A 239-nucleotide genomic window follows, 5' to 3' on the forward strand; every position below is an offset into this window, starting at 1 on the left:
TGGAGGCGTTCGCCTTCGTCGTGCACATGCACGGCGACGACTCGATGCTGGAGATGTTCGCCGTCCGCCGGATGCTCGAATCGCAGGCCACCGGTCTCGCGGCGTCCCTCGGCACGGACGAAGCGATCGCCGCCCTGCAGGAGGAGGTCGAGGCCGTCGACGCGTCCGTCGGGATCGTGGAGCTCGTCGACCACGACATCCGCTTCCACCGCGAGATCGTGGGCATGGCGGGCAACGCC

At 69.0% G+C, this 239-nt stretch carries 1 protein-coding gene; it reads left to right on the forward strand.

Going from position 1 to position 239, the window contains the following annotated elements; translation table 11 throughout:
- The coding region (locus KVS71_RS18545; protein ID WP_217585269.1) for an FCD domain-containing protein at positions 1 to 239 on the forward strand (239 nt) is incomplete at both ends.

Origin of the sequence: Microbacterium sp. GbtcB4, assembly GCF_019091465.1 — a bacterium.
Taxonomy (GTDB): Bacteria; Actinomycetota; Actinomycetes; order Actinomycetales; family Microbacteriaceae; genus Microbacterium; species Microbacterium paraoxydans.